The sequence below is a fragment of the Streptomyces sp. NPDC015127 genome (genome assembly GCF_043080095.1).
In the GTDB taxonomy this organism is placed as follows: Bacteria; Actinomycetota; Actinomycetes; order Streptomycetales; family Streptomycetaceae; genus Streptomyces.
Genome location: NZ_JBIBVE010000022.1, coordinates 63,356 through 75,568 on the forward strand (window position 1 = coordinate 63,356; position 12,213 = coordinate 75,568).

A 12,213-nucleotide genomic window follows, 5' to 3' on the forward strand; every position below is an offset into this window, starting at 1 on the left:
CGCCCACGCGGGCGACGCCCCTCGGCACCGCATACGGCACGGTCCTCACCGGCTCCGCACGCGCGGTGCGCCCCGTGCCCCGATGCCTGGGCGACCGGTCATCAAGCAGAGCTTTGAGTGCCCATAAGCCTCACTTATGAGGTCATAGACCCGGGCCGACTACAGACTTAGGCAAGCCTTTGTTTAGGGTGGCCGACGAGCCAGTTGTCGCCGCTCGAAGGGAACCTGAACATGCCCCGCCCCCTGCGGGTAGCCATCGTCGGAGCCGGCCCCGCCGGGATCTACGCCGCCGATGCGTTGCTGAAGTCCGAGGTGGCCGCCGCCGAGCCCGGCGTCTCCATCGACCTCTTCGAGCGGATGCCCGCGCCCTTCGGCCTGATCCGTTACGGCGTCGCCCCCGACCACCCGCGGATCAAGGGCATCATCACGGCCCTGCACCAGGTGCTCGACAAGCCGCAGATCCGGCTCTTCGGCAACGTCGACTACCCGAACGACATCAGCCTGGACGACCTGCGCTCCTTCTACGACGCGGTGATCTTCTCGACGGGCGCGACGGCGGACCGGGCGCTGGACATACCCGGCATCGGCCTCGACGGCTCGTACGGCGCGGCGGACTTCGTCTCCTGGTACGACGGCCACCCGGACGTGCCCCGCACCTGGCCGCTGGAGGCCGAGAAGGTCGCGGTGCTCGGCGTCGGCAACGTCGCGCTCGACGTGGCCCGCATCCTCGCGAAGACCGCGGACGAGCTGCTGCCGACCGAGATCCCGCCGAACGTCCACGACGGGCTCAAGGCCAACAAGGCCCTCGAGGTCCACGTCTTCGGACGGCGCGGCCCCGCGCAGGCGAAGTTCAGCCCGATGGAGCTGCGGGAGCTCGACCACTCCCCCAACATCGAGGTCATCGTCGACCCCGAGGACATCGACTACGACGAGGGCTCGATCGAGACCCGCCGCGGCAACAAGCAGGCGGACATGGTCGCGAAGACCCTCGAGAACTGGGCGATCCGCGACACCGGCGACCGCCCGCACAAGCTGTTCCTGCACTTCTTCGAGTCCCCGGCCGAGATCCTCGGTGAGGACGGCAGGGTCGTGGGCCTGCGCACCGAGCGCACGCAGCTCGACGGCACGGGCAATGTGAAGGGCACGGGCGAGTTCAAGGACTGGGACGTCACGGCGGTCTACCGCGCGGTGGGCTACCTGTCGGACGAACTGCCCAAGCTCCCCTGGGACGTGGCGTCGGGCACGGTCCCGGACGAGGGCGGCCGCGTGATCGAGGAGTCCGGCGAGCACCTGGACTCGACGTACGTCACCGGCTGGATCCGGCGCGGCCCGGTCGGCCTGATCGGCCACACGAAGGGCGACGCGAACGAGACCGTCGCGAACCTGCTGGACGACCACGCCAACGGCCGCCTGCGGACGCCTTCTTCGCCCGCGCCCGAGGCCGTCGAGACGTTCCTCGCCGACCGCGGCGTGCGCTACACGACCTGGGACGGCTGGTACCGGCTGGACGAGGCCGAGAAGGCGCTGGGCGAGCCGCAGGGCCGCGAGCGGGTGAAGATCGTGGAGCGCGAGGACATGCTCAGGGCGAGCGGCGCGTAAGCGGCATACGACGACGGCCGGGGCCGGGGCTCGAACGAGCCCCGGCCCCGGCCGTCGCGGTAACGCCCAATGTCCCCTACGGCTTCGGGACCGCGCAGCCGGGGCGGTTCAGGTCGATCCGGCTCCCGGGGCCGATGCAGGGCACGAGCGTGTACGTCTGCTGCCCGTAGTTGATGCCCTCGCGGACCGTCACGTTGCCGTTCTCGTCCACCTCGCACGGGTTGTTGTCCGTGCAGCGTCCGCCGTCCTCGTTGCCCGTGTTGTTGACGGCGACCACCTTGCCGGTGGCGGTGTCGACGACCGGGGAGCCCGAGGTCCCGCCGATGGTGTCGCAGCCGGAGGTGTAGCGGACCGAGTCCTTCCAGGTCCAGGCGCCCTCCTTGAGGCGGTAGGCGAAGCCGTCGATGTCGCAGCTGTAGATCCGCTTCCAGTAGCCCGAGACGACCTTGATGGCCGTGCCCTCCACCGGACGGGCGTCGTTCAGCTCCAGCGCCTTGATGCCGTAGCGGGACTCGATCTGGCCGTAGGTGCTGGTCAGTTGGTACAGCGAGACGTCGGTGTCCGTCATCGTCCCGTACGCCACCTTGCCGGCGCGCAGTGTGGCGACGCGCGTGCCCGCCGAGTCGAGCAGCCCGAAACTGCGCGAGGACCGCTGGTCGACCACGACCTCACCGGGCCCGGGGAAGCCCGTCTCCAGGCAGTGGCCGTTGGACAGCACGAGCGCGGGGTCGCTCGGCTGGGAGGCGGCCGTCCTGACGACGGAGCCGGAACAGTTGCTGAGCGCGACCGTTCCGGCGAAGTCCACCGCCTTGGCCTCGACCGCCGGTTCGGCGGCGGGTTCGGCGGCGACTGCCGGTGCGGCGCCCGCTCCGAGGAGGGTGAGGGCGAGCAGCGTGCCGGCGAGAGGCTTGTTCATGTGGGGGTCCCCTCAATGCGACGTGAGTGGCCGATGTGACGGCCGAAGTTGTCATGCGCATTGTTGGGGCGTCGGCCTGGGCCGACAAGGCGTCGTTTTCGGCCACGGGCAGGGGCCGACATCGGGGGCCGACATCGGGGGCCGCGGGGTGGGCCCGGCGGGCCGACGGGGCTTTTCCGGGGCGGGGGCCGCTCCTAACCTGAGGAGGGAAGGGAGCGGCCATGGCCGTCCAGTCGGCCCCCTCCGTCGAGCGGGCGCGGGACGCGGCGGCCCGGGATTCCTGGGCCGAGGCGTACGTTCTGCTGCGTGCCCTCGACACCGGAGCGCCCGGTGCCCTCGGCCCGAGCGACCTCGACGTCCTGGCCGACGCCGCCTGGTGGTCCGGGCACGTGGACGAGTCGGTCGACGCCCGGCTGCGGGCGCACGCCGGACACGAGGCCGCGGGCGACCACCGGCGGGCGGGCTGCACCGCATGGTGGCTCTTCTTCGAGTACCGCAGCCTGGGCCGCCCCGGCGCGGCCGCGGGCTGGCTGCACCGGGCCCGACGGCATCTGGAGCACGAGCCCGAGTGTCCCGAGCAGTGCTTCCTCGCCTGGACCGACACCGAGGAGGCGCAGCGCAACCGCGATCCCGGTGCGGCACTCGCCGCCGCCCGCCGGATGTACCGCATCGCGGAGCACTCGGGCAGTGCGGACCTCATCGCCCTGAGCCGTCAGGCGCACGCGGCGGTTCTGCTCGCCGACGGACGCAGGGAGGAGGGGCTCGCCCTGCTGGACGACGCGATGTGCTCCGTCACGGCCGGCGAACTGAGCGGCATGTTCACGGGGTTGCTGTACTGCCTGGCGCTGACCCAGTGCATGGCGGCGGCGGACTTCGCGCGGGCCGCCGAATGGACCGACGCCGCCATGGCCTGGTGCTCCGCCCCGTGGTCGGAGCACGTCACGCCGCCGCCGGACGGCACCCGGGCTCCCGGACCCCACGCGGACGGCGCGGCCCTGAGCCCGGCCGGCGGAAGCCCCACCGGCTTGAGCCCCGCCGACGGGAAGCCGGCCGTCCTCCTCACGGACAACCCGTTCCGCGGGCTGTGCCGCGTCCACCGCGTGGAGGTGCTGGACCTGCTCGGCGCCTGGCCGCTCGCCGCCGCCGAGGCGTCGCGTGTCTGCACCGAGGTCCTGCCCGACTGCCTCGAAGCGGCCGCGGCCGCCCACTACGCGGCCGGGGAGATCGAGCGACGCCGCGGCCTGCTCGACGCCGCCGCGGTCTCCTACGCACACGCCCACGAACTCGGCCTCACCCCGCAGCCCGGTCTCGCCCTGCTCCGCCTGGCCCAGGGCAAGGCCGATGCCGCCGTGACCGGCCTGCGGCTGGCCCTCGACGCCCAGAGCGAGACACCCGGTGACCTGCTGGGCCGCGCCCGGCTGCTCACCGCACAGACCGAGGTGGCCCTGGCCGTCGGGGACACGGAGCGGGCCCAGCTCGCGGTGGAGGAGCTCCGGACGCTCGCCGGCACCGGGCCCGGGGACCGGGGAGCGACCCTGCTGCGTGCCATGGCCGACACCGCACACGGCGCCCTCGCCCTCGCCCTGCACGGCGGCCGGGACCCCGACGCGGCGCTGCGGCCCCTGCGCCGCGCGCTGGCCGGCTGGCGGGAGATGCGCATCCCGTACGAGGCCGCGCAGGCGCGGATGCTGCTGGCCGCCGCGTACCGGGCGGCCGGCAACAAGGAGGCCGCCCGGCTGGAGCTGCGGGCAGCCCGCACCGCCTTCGAGCAGCTCGGCGCGGTCCCCGACGCCCGGCGTGCCGCGGCGCTGCTGAGCGAGCGGACGACGACCCTGCCGGACGGCCTGACCCGGCGGGAGGCCGAGGTGCTCGGCTGGTCGCGGCGGGCGGCACCAACCGGGACATCGCCCATGAACTGGTGATCAGCGAGCACACCGTCGCCCGGCACCTGAACAACATCTACGCCAAGCTCGGCGTGACCTCACGCGCCGCCGCCACGGCCTACGCGTGCTCCCACGGCCTGGCCTGACGTCCCCGTCCGGATATATGGGCTGTTCTGCCCATGGACGCGTACGCGGCCCACGTGGACGGTTCGGGCGATGCGGGCGGCGCCGCCCGCTGCCTAGAACGGACTCGTGGGACACGGACGACCCTCGACAAGGACGCCGCCGCACAGACCCGAAAGCCGGTGCCGCCATGACCGCACTCACTCCTTCCACCCCGGTGAAGCCCCTGCCGGACGCGGCTCTGGAGCTGCTGCACGACGCCGTGCGCGGCGACGTCATCGTGCCCGGCGACCCGGCGTACGACGAGGCACGCCGCGTCTACAACGCCCTTCACGACCGCCGCCCGGCCGTGGTCGTGCGGGCCGTCGACGCCGGTGACGTGATCGCCGCCGTGCGCGCCGCCCGCGACCACGCCCTGCCGCTCGCGGTCCGCGGCGGCAGCCACGCGGTCGCCGGATACGGCACCTGCGACGACGGACTCGTCATCGACCTGTCCCGGATGCGTTCGGTGCGCGTGGACCCCGTCACCCGTACCGCCCGTGCCGAGGGCGGCTGCACCTGGGGCGACTTCAACCACGCCACGCACGCCTTCGGCCTCGCCACCACCGGCGGGGTCGTCTCCACCACCGGGATCGCCGGCCTCACCCTCGGCGGCGGTATGGGACACCTCTCCCGCCGCTACGGACTGAGCTGCGACAACCTCGTCTCGGCCGATGTCGTCACCGCCGAGGGCGCGCTCGTCACCTGCGGTGCCGAACGGCACCCCGACCTCTTCTGGGCGCTGCGCGGCGGTGGCGGCAACTACGGCGTCGTCACGTCCTTCGCGTACCGGCTGCACCCGGTGGACGACGTCCTCGGCGGTCTCGCCCTCTATCCGCTCGACGGCGACGTCGTACGGCGCTGGCGGGACATGAACGCCGACGCCCCCGAGGAGCTGAACACCATCCTCGTCCTCCTCCTCGGGCCCGAGGTCCCCTTCCTTCCCGAACGCTGGCACGGCCGGCCCGTCTGCGCCGCCGTCACCTGCTTCAGCGGCCCCGCCGAGGAGGACACCAAGGTCCGCGCCCGCCTCAGCGAACTCGGTCCCGTCATCGGCGAGTTCGTCGAGCGGATGCCGTACCCCGTGGTCAACACCCTGTTCGACGAGGACCTGCCGCCCGGCCTCTACCACTACTGGAAGGGCAACTTCAGCCGCGAACTGACCGACGGTGCGATCGACGTCCACATGACGTACGGGGCGACGATCCCCTCGATGGAGAGCGACACCGCCCTCTTCCCCATCGACGGCGCATGCCACCGGACCGGGGCCGAGGACACCGCGTTCGCCTACCGCGACGCCTTCTTCTCCGCGGCCTTCGGCGCCTCGTACACCGACCCCGCCGACACCGCGCGGAACATCGCCTGGACGCGCGCGTACGACCGGGACCTGCGCCCGCACACCGAGGAGGCCGGCTACATCAACTTCATGGACACCGACGACCAGGACCGGGTACGCGCCAACTACCGGCAGAACTACGACCGGCTGCGCGCGGTCAAGCGCCGGTACGACCCGGAGAACCTGTTCCGGATCAACCACAACATCGCGCCGTGAACGCCCTCCCCGGTCACTCGCCGCCCGGCGTAACCAGGCCCGACTCGTAGGCCACAATGACCAGTTGGGCGCGATCCCGGGCGCTCAGCTTGCCCATGATGCGGCTCACATGGGTCTTGGCGGTCAGCGGGCTCAGGCCGAGGGTCTCGGCGATCTCCGTGTTGGTGAGGCCCCGGGCGACCAGCGTCAGGACCTGCCGCTCGCGGTCGGTGAGGCCGTCCGGGCCGCCCGTGGACGGCAGCCGGGGGGCGCTCAGGACACGGGCGATCAGGCGGGACGTGGGGCCCGGGGAGAGCAGCGACTCCCCCGCCGCGACCGTGCGGATCGCGGCCAGCAGGTCGGCCGGCCTGGTGTCCTTCACCAGGAACCCGGACGCGCCCGCGCGCAGCGCCTCGACGATGTGCTCGTCGGTGTCGTACGTCGTGAGCACGAGGACCTTGACCCCCGCGAGGTCCTCGTCGGCGGCGATGAGGCGCGTGGCCTCGATGCCGTCGAGTTCGGGCATGCGGATGTCCATGACGACGAGGTCCGCCCGTTCGCTGCGGGCCAGTTCGACGGCCTCCGCACCGGTACCCGCCTGGCCGACCACCTCCATGTCACGGGCCGACTCGACGAGCATCGCGAACGCGGCACGTACGAGGGTCTGGTCGTCGGCGAGCAGTACGCGGATCATGCGGCGGCCTCCTTCGGCTCCAGGGGCAACATCGCGGCGACCCGGAAGCCGGCCGCGTCCGTGCGCGGGCCTGCCGACAGTGTCCCCCCGACGCTGCGGGCCCGTTCACGCATCCCGATGATGCCGAACCCGGGGGACTCGGCGGGCCGTTCGGCGGCGCGGGACGCGTCGCCGTTGTCGGTGACCGTGACGTGCAGCGCCCCGCCGCGCCGCGCCAGGGCGACATCGATACGGGTCCCTCTGCCGCCGTGCCGCACGGCGTTGGTCAGCGACTCCTGCACGATCCGGTACGCGGCGGCCTCCACCGCGGGCGGCAGCGCCCCCTCGCCCGTGTCCAGGGTGAGCCGCGCCCCCGCGGCCCGTACGAGACCCGGCAGCGCGGCCAGGTCGGGCAACGGGCCGCCCCCGTCCGGCCCGTCCGCGCGCAGCACCTCCAAGGTGGTGCGCAGTTCGCCGCGCGCGGTGCGGCAGGTGTCGGCGATGTCGTCGAGCGCCTTGGCGATCCGGGCCCGGTCGAGGCGGTCGGGGTCGACGGTCAGGACGTGGGCCGCGACCGAGGTCTGCACGCCGATGAGGGTGATGGAGTGCGCGAGCAGATCGTGCAGATCCCGGGCGATGCGCAGCCGTTCCTCGGCGACCCGCCGGGCCGCCTCCTCCTCACGGGTGCGTTCGGCACGCTCGGCACGGCCGACGACGGAGGCGATGTAGAGGCGGTAGACGCGTACGTCGACACCGAAGACGAGCACGGCGAGGAGCCAGCCCGAGGTGCGCAGCGTCTCCAGCCCCTCGTGTGCGCCGACGCCGAACATCACCGTGAGCGTGATGCCGATGACGCCGCTGCCGACGAGCAGCGTGTGCAGCGGGCGGGCGGTGGCGGCGAACGTGTACAGGGCGAGCAGCGACGCCGGTACGGGGGCGGCGTGGGCGTTGTCGAGCGCGTGGTACGGCGCGACGCACAGAAGGACGGCGACGAGCACGAGCCCGGTCCGCGAACGCCGCCACGCGAGCGGCACGGCCGTCCCGGCGAGGAGCACCCACCCCAACGCGTCGGGCCGGCGCCCCTCGTCGGCGAACAGGGCGAGGAGGAGGGAGACGAGAGCGACGACGCCGGCGAGGACGGCGTCGTTGCGGGCGCGGTGGGGTGCGGTGAGGGGGTCGCGGCTCACGGCGGTGAGAATGCGTTCGCCGAGGCGGGGGCTGGGGGCGGTGGGTGGCTGCTGCACGGCTCCATCCTGGGTCGGCGCTCGACGTTTCCCCACCCCGCCCCTTCCCGTAACCGGGGCAAGCCCCGGACCCCGTACCGCGCTTCGCACGGTGTCCTCAAACGCCGGACGGGCTGGATTCGCTCCGCGGAATCAGCCCCGCCGGCGTTTGAGGCACGGGGGTCCGGGGGCGGAGCCCCCGGTTACGGGAAGGGGCGGGGTGGGGTGGGGTGGGGGAACGAACCTCTACGCGCGGCCCGCCGGTTCGCGCAGCTCCACCCGCTCCACCGGCGCCTCCGGCGCCGCGCCGCGGCTCAGCGCCCCCGGCCACCACACCCGCCGCCCCAGCAGCACGCTCGCCGACGTCACCAGGTACGTCCGCACCAGGAACGTGTCCAGCAGCACCCCCACCGCCACCACGAAGCCCATCTCGACCAGCGCCACCAGCGGCAGGTTCATCAGCACCGCGAACGTCGCCGCCAGCACGAGGCCCGCCGACGCGATCACCCCGCCGGTGGTGCGCAGCGCCGTCAGGGCCGCCGCGGCCGGTTCGGCGCCCGACAGCGCCTCCTCGCGCATCCGGTGCATCAGGAAGATCCCGTAGTCGACCCCGAGCGCCACGAGGAACACGAAGGAGAGCAACGGCAGTCCGGGGTCCACGCCGTGGAAGCCGAAGAGTCCCTCGAAGACGAGACCGCCGAGCCCCAGGGCCGCTCCCCACACGGCGACGACGGCGACGATGAGGATCAGCGGGGCGACGATGCTGCGCAGCAGAGCGATCAGGATCAACAGGACCGCGACGAGCACGAGCGGGATGATCACCAGGCTGTCGCGGGTGTTGGTCTCCTCCAGGTCGCGCTGCTGGGCGCTGGGCCCGCCCACATGGCTGCCGTCCAGGCCGGCGCGCAGCGCCTCGATGGTGGCCGTCTCCCCGGGCGTGTCCGGTCCGTCCTTCGCGAAGACGGCGATCTCCGTCCAGCCGTCGCCGGTGCGCCCGGTCTCGGCCGCGACGACGCCTTCGGTGGTGCGGGCCTCGGCGAGCACCTCGTCGGCGCGGTCCGCCGGGGCGACGACGCTGATCGGCTGGGCGCTGCGCTCCGGATAGGCGTCGGCGAGGGTGCGCATCGCGGCGACGGACTCGGGCCGGTCGGTGAAGCTGTCCTCCTGGCTCAGGTTGCCCGGCAGGCCCAGCGCCCCGAGGGCGAGCGCGCCGAGCAGGACGACGCCGGAGCCGAGGACGAGTCCGGGCCTGCGCCCGGCGGAGCCGCCCATCGCGGTGAACAGCGAGCGCCGCTGCTTCGGCTCGGAGCCGTACGCGGGCACGAGCGGCCAGAACACGCGGCGGCCGAGGAGGACCAGCACCGCGGGGAGCAGGGTGAGCATGGCGGCCAGCGCGCACGCGACGCCGACCGCGCCGACCGGCCCGAGCCCGCTGGCACTGTTGAGGTCGGCGGCGAGCATGCACAGCAGCCCGGCGGCCACGGTGCCGGAGGAGGCGAGGACGGCGGGTCCGCAGCCGCGCAGGGCGGCGAGCATGGCGTCGTACGGCCGCTCGACGCGGCGCAGTTCCTCGCGGTAGCGGGCGACGAGCAGGAGGGCGTAGTCGGTGCCGGCGCCGAAGACGAGGACGGTCATGATGCCGCCGCTCTGGCTGGTGACGGTGAGGTCGAAGCCTTGGACGAGGCCGTAGATCACGGCCCGCGAGGTGAGCGCGGCGACACCGACCACGGCCAGGGGCACCAGCCACAGGAAGGGACTGCGGTAGGTGAGGATCAGCAGGACGGCGACGACGCTGACCGTGGCGATCATGAGCGTGCCGTCGATGGTCTCGAAGACGGCCTCCATGTCGGTCTGCAGGGCGCCCGTTCCGCCCACCTCGACGCTGAGCCCTTCGCTCGCCCCGGGGCCACCGTCGTCGAGCCGTTCGCGTACGTCCTCGACGAACGCGGCGCGCTTCTCGCTGTCGGTGCCGGGTTCGTTGCTGGACACCGGGTACATGAGCGTGGCGCCGTCCTCGGAGGGCACGCCCCGGGGCGGTCCGCCCGCGAGCGGGTGGGCGTCCGCGATCCCGTCCAGCCGCCGCTGCGCGTCGGCACGGTCGGCGTCCGTCAGTCCGCCGTCGCGGTGGAAGACGACGACGAGGTCGGTGGGCTCCCCGCCGGGCAGGGCCTGCTGGATCTTCGCCACCTGCGTGGAGTCGGCGCTCGCCGGCAGGTAGTCGACGACGTTGTCGCGCTGGACGTCGCCGAGCCTGCCCGCGAACGGGCCGGCGAGCGCGACGACCGCCACCCAGAGCAGGACGATCGCCCAGGGTACGGCCCGCCGGCCTGCCTGCGGTTTCGCCGGCGGTGGTTCTGTTGCGCTCCGTAGGGCCCCCATGGGTGCCTCCCCTTCGTCACGGGTCCGGTGGCTGGATGCCTCACCAGACTCCCGGCGAACGGGGGCGCTTTCGTCGCGCGCGGGGGCGAGATGGGGACTACTGCCGTGGTCGGCCCGGTCCCGTGGCTACTCCCCGGGGAGTACGCCGCAGGAGCACGCCGGGCCGGGGACGGACGGCCGCGGGGCCAGGGCCACCAGAGACCCTAGAAGGGTGCGCGCGCCGTTTCCAGCAGGCGCGTCGTGTCGTCCTCGGCGAGCTGCAGCGCCGCGCCGACGGTGGTCAGCACCTCGCGCTCGGCCGGCGTGTAGGGCCCGTCGGCGAGGGCGATACGGGCGCCCTGCAGCAGGATCGACTCCCGCCCGGCGGGGGCGAGATGGGGGGCGAGCGGCTCCAGCGCCTCGTGCAGTTCGATGGCCAGGGCCGCGCCGTAGGGAGTGGTGTCGGCGACGAAGCGGCCGGTGTCGGCGGCGAGCGCCTCGATGAGGGAGGTCAGCTGGTCCTCGGTGCAGTCGTCGAGCCCGGCGGCGCGGACCGTGTGCACGGCGGTCTCCAGCACCGAGCGGGAGGAGGTGCCGCCGGAGGCGAGGACGGCGAGGGCCACGGTGTGCACGGCGTCCCTGAGCATGGCCGAGAACCGGCTGGTGGTGGGGTGGTCCAGGGCGTCGGGGCCGAAGTGGGTGTGGCAGGCGGCGCATTCGACGACGGGACCGGCGAGGCCGCGGCGCAGCAGGGGCACGCCGAGGAGGGTGAAGCGGCGGCGTCCGGTGCGGCGCCGGTAGTTGCGGTCGCCTCCGCAGCCGGGGCAGAAGAACTCCCCGTCGCCGATGGTGCTCCACGACGTGTGAATACCGCATACCCGCTGAATGCCGCAGACCCGCAGTTTCCGGCCGAACATCCCCCGGGCTGTCTGCACCTCGCACCTCCGTAATGCAGCGGCAACATTGCCGCGTGGACGTGATGTTAGCCACACGATTGAGGCCGCGTCAGCACCCCGACGGGAGTACGTGCGGACATGGCCGGATCCGCGCGATGCCCCATCCAGCGCACAACGGCGCAAAATCGCCGGGCGTGCTCGGATGCGAGCACGCCCGGCGATGCGGGCCGGAACGGGGGCTGACTAGCGGGCCGCGCGGTTGACGGCGGAGACGACGGCCTTCAGGGAGGCGCGGGTGGTGTTGGCGTCGATGCCGATGCCCCACAGCACCTTTCCGTCGATGGCGCACTCGATGTACGAGGCGGCCTGCGCGGAGGCGCCCTCGCTCATGGTGTGCTCCTGGTAGTCCAGCAGGCGTACGTCGACGCCGATGGCGTTCAGCGCCTCGAAGAAGGCGGAGATCGGGCCGTTGCCGGTGCCGCTCAGCACCGTCTCGACGCCGTCGACGACCGCCTCGACGGTCAGGGTGTCGACGCCGTCCTTGTCGGTGTTGGTCTGGCCGGAGCGGATCTGGATGCGACCCCATCGAGCCGCAGCGTCGTCCGGGTTCGGCAGGTACTCGTCCTGGAACACGGACCAGATCGCGGCCGGGGTGACCTCGCCACCCTCGGTGTCGGTCTTGGCCTGGATGATCCGGGAGAACTCGATCTGCATCCGGCGCGGCAGGTCCAGCTTGTGGTCGTTCTTCAGGACGTAGGCGATACCGCCCTTGCCGGACTGCGAGTTGACACGGATGACGGCCTCGTAGGAGCGGCCGACGTCCTTGGGGTCGATCGGCAGGTACGGCACGGCCCACTCGATGTCGTCGACGGTCTTTCCGGCGGCGGCCGCGTCGGCCTCCATCGCGTCGAAGCCCTTCTTGATGGCGTCCTGGTGGGAGCCGGAGAAGGCGGTGTAGACCAGGTCGCCCGC

Annotated in this window: 10 protein-coding genes; 4 read left to right on the forward strand and 6 right to left on the reverse strand. The window is 72.9% G+C overall.

Translation table 11 applies throughout. The annotated features are described in order from the left end of the window. Window positions 1–231 precede the first annotated feature (231 nt). The gene (locus tag ACF08N_RS32705) at window positions 232–1,599 is read left to right on the forward strand and encodes an FAD-dependent oxidoreductase (RefSeq protein WP_392328336.1); all 1,368 of its coding nucleotides are present in this window, start codon (window positions 232–234) and stop codon (window positions 1,597–1,599) included. A 76-nt stretch (window positions 1,600–1,675) separates the two neighbouring features. Here ACF08N_RS32705 and ACF08N_RS32710 read toward each other — a convergent pair whose 3' ends face one another. Next, window positions 1,676–2,515 (reverse strand): trypsin-like serine peptidase, encoded by an 840-nt coding sequence (locus ACF08N_RS32710; RefSeq protein WP_392328337.1) that lies wholly within the window; start codon window positions 2,513–2,515, stop codon window positions 1,676–1,678. 221 nt (window positions 2,516–2,736) lie between these two features. Between ACF08N_RS32710 and ACF08N_RS32715 the strand changes: the two genes are divergently transcribed. The 3 genes from ACF08N_RS32715 (at window position 2,737) to ACF08N_RS32725 (ending at window position 6,112) form a co-directional block, all read left to right on the forward strand. Beyond that, window positions 2,737–4,437, forward strand: a complete 1,701-nt coding sequence (locus tag ACF08N_RS32715) for a LuxR family transcriptional regulator (protein WP_392328338.1) — start codon at window positions 2,737–2,739, stop codon at window positions 4,435–4,437. Further along, window positions 4,434–4,544 (forward strand): LuxR C-terminal-related transcriptional regulator, encoded by a 111-nt coding sequence (locus tag ACF08N_RS32720; protein WP_392328339.1) that lies wholly within the window; start codon window positions 4,434–4,436, stop codon window positions 4,542–4,544. Before ACF08N_RS32715 ends, ACF08N_RS32720 begins: the two co-directional genes overlap by 4 nt. A gap of 167 nt (window positions 4,545–4,711) precedes the next feature. Continuing rightward, window positions 4,712–6,112 carry an FAD-binding oxidoreductase gene (locus ACF08N_RS32725; RefSeq protein ID WP_392328340.1) on the forward strand — a complete coding sequence of 467 codons (1,401 nt, stop codon included), beginning with the start codon at window positions 4,712–4,714 and terminating at the stop codon, window positions 6,110–6,112. A 13-nt stretch (window positions 6,113–6,125) separates the two neighbouring features. On the opposite strand, the gene ACF08N_RS32730 is transcribed toward ACF08N_RS32725, so the two are convergent. The 5 genes from ACF08N_RS32730 to ACF08N_RS32750 form a co-directional block, all read right to left on the reverse strand. Next, window positions 6,126–6,785 (reverse strand): response regulator, encoded by a 660-nt coding sequence (locus ACF08N_RS32730; RefSeq protein WP_392328341.1) that lies wholly within the window; start codon window positions 6,783–6,785, stop codon window positions 6,126–6,128. Then, the gene (locus ACF08N_RS32735) at window positions 6,782–8,008 is read right to left on the reverse strand and encodes a sensor histidine kinase (RefSeq protein WP_392328342.1); all 1,227 of its coding nucleotides are present in this window, start codon (window positions 8,006–8,008) and stop codon (window positions 6,782–6,784) included. Before ACF08N_RS32735 ends, ACF08N_RS32730 begins: the two co-directional genes overlap by 4 nt. 225 nt (window positions 8,009–8,233) lie before the next feature. Further along, window positions 8,234–10,366, reverse strand: coding sequence for an MMPL family transporter (locus tag ACF08N_RS32740; protein ID WP_392328343.1), 2,133 nt, complete (start codon window positions 10,364–10,366; stop codon window positions 8,234–8,236). Between the two features lie 203 nt (window positions 10,367–10,569). Further along, a complete protein-coding gene (locus ACF08N_RS32745; protein ID WP_392328351.1) occupies window positions 10,570–11,262 on the reverse strand; it encodes a TerB family tellurite resistance protein in 693 nt (230 codons plus the stop codon). Between the two features lie 222 nt (window positions 11,263–11,484). Continuing rightward, window positions 11,485–12,213 (reverse strand): alpha-isopropylmalate synthase regulatory domain-containing protein (locus ACF08N_RS32750; protein WP_392328344.1); only part of this gene is annotated, 729 nt, incomplete at its 5' end.

Coding starts and splice junctions, on each gene's coding strand:
- ACF08N_RS32725 (WP_392328340.1), top strand. CDS start 4,712: ATGACCGCACTCACTCCTTCCACCCCGGTGAAGCCCCTGCCGGACGCG.
- ACF08N_RS32730 (WP_392328341.1), bottom strand. CDS start 6,785: ATGATCCGCGTACTGCTCGCCGACGACCAGACCCTCGTACGTGCCGCG.
- ACF08N_RS32745 (WP_392328351.1), bottom strand. CDS start 11,262: ATGTTCGGCCGGAAACTGCGGGTCTGCGGCATTCAGCGGGTATGCGGT.
- ACF08N_RS32710 (WP_392328337.1), bottom strand. CDS start 2,515: ATGAACAAGCCTCTCGCCGGCACGCTGCTCGCCCTCACCCTCCTCGGA.
- ACF08N_RS32740 (WP_392328343.1), bottom strand. CDS start 10,366: ATGGGGGCCCTACGGAGCGCAACAGAACCACCGCCGGCGAAACCGCAG.
- ACF08N_RS32705 (WP_392328336.1), top strand. CDS start 232: ATGCCCCGCCCCCTGCGGGTAGCCATCGTCGGAGCCGGCCCCGCCGGG.
- ACF08N_RS32715 (WP_392328338.1), top strand. CDS start 2,737: ATGGCCGTCCAGTCGGCCCCCTCCGTCGAGCGGGCGCGGGACGCGGCG.